A 1,091-nucleotide genomic window follows, 5' to 3' on the forward strand; every position below is an offset into this window, starting at 1 on the left:
AATGAGGGGCATGCTCTGCAAACCATTGATAGATTCTGTTTTCTAAATCGACCAGTTCCACACTGCCGAGGTTTGCCACGGTCAACACCATTTTGATCGAGGACTTATCGACGTTAATTTGATTATTGAGGTCTAGGCCGTACGGCAAAGACATTTCGTAAAGCAGTAGATATTGCGCTGCGAGCTCTCGCGCTTGAGGGAGCGAGTAATACGCCTCATCATCACCATGCATGTTCTTGTTGAGACGCTTATAAACATCTGCCAATGTCGCCACATGGTCTGTTTCAGGTTGGTCTCGTAGCCAACTAGAAAACTCACCTATCGTGTTAAGAAAATCAGGAGCGGCAATACCTTGAGACTCGTTGGTTTTAATCGCAATGCTGATGTTGGTCATGCCACTGATTCGCTCTTCCATAAAATCAGCAGCCTGACGAAACTCGTTACGTTGACCAAAATACTCTACCGATTCGTCATTCACCTTGTTAAGTGGGATAAGACTCGCGCACACGACAATGACAACAACCGAAAGTGGCAACAAGGCTCTTCGTTGCGAAACCACAAAGTCACCTAAGCGATCCATGACATGTTTTTGGTCTTGTGACGTTTCCATTTTTACGTGGATAGGCAGCAACTTGAGCAACGCCGGCAACAAGGTAACGGAAAGAAAACAGGCGACCATAACACCTAAAGCAGACAAGTTACCGAAGTCTCGCAGGACAGGAGAATCGGACATGTTCATCATCAAGAAGCCAATCGCGGTTGTTACGGATGTAATCAGAATAGGCACGAAATTCAAAGCGATACTGCGCTCGATTGACTGCGCTTTCGTGAACCCGTTTTTCATTGATTGACGCATGGTCGCAATCACATGAACACAGTCAGCAACCGCAAGCGTCATGATCAACGTTGGAACGTTTACCGTCGCTGTGCTTAAGAACATTCCAGCCCAACCGGAAATGCCCATGGTCGCCATCACAGAACCAATGATGACAATCAGCGTCGCTATAACACTAAGAATGGAACGCAGCATGATAGTCAAAAAGACCAAAATCACAACGAGCATGGTTGGCACTAATGTCGAGCTGTAATCT

The 1,091-nt window shown here is 46.3% G+C and carries 1 protein-coding gene; it reads right to left on the reverse strand.

Going from position 1 to position 1,091, the window contains the following annotated elements:
* Positions 1 to 1,091, reverse strand: a 1,091-nt coding sequence (locus R8O70_RS26065) for an efflux RND transporter permease subunit (protein WP_318184568.1), incomplete at both ends; no start/stop codon positions are given.

It is taken from the genome of Vibrio sp. 779(2023) (assembly GCF_033344285.1).
GTDB lineage: Bacteria > Pseudomonadota > Gammaproteobacteria > Enterobacterales > Vibrionaceae > Vibrio > Vibrio alginolyticus.